Below are 262 nucleotides of genomic sequence, written 5' to 3'. Positions count from 1 at the left end.
CTATCTTTTTAAAAATCATATACGGTACGTTATCATCAACTTTATTATCCTTTCTAAATTCTTCATATATATTAGGATACTTCATTTGAACATACTCGGATAGTTTACTAGGCCATAATAATTTTGTCCTAGCTTTTTCGCCCAACCCTTTTCTAATCCTAGCAAGATAGTCTTGATTCATAAACTCTAGAGTTATTTGAAAGTTGCTATTCTCCTTCATTACATCTATCTCAAAAAAAGACCTTATATCAATAGGAATACC

1 pseudogene is annotated in these 262 nt (G+C 30.2%); it reads right to left on the bottom strand.

From position 1 onward, the window contains the following. Positions 1–181: pseudogene (locus ACS2QP_RS27970) on the bottom strand (HNH endonuclease); the annotation flags it as partial. Between the last annotated feature and the right edge of the window lie 81 nt (positions 182–262).

This window comes from Bacillus cereus group sp. Bce019, from assembly GCF_051781745.1.
In the GTDB taxonomy this organism is placed as follows: Bacteria; Bacillota; Bacilli; order Bacillales; family Bacillaceae_G; genus Bacillus_A; species Bacillus_A cereus.
This window is presented reverse-complemented; position numbering and strand designations above follow the sequence as displayed.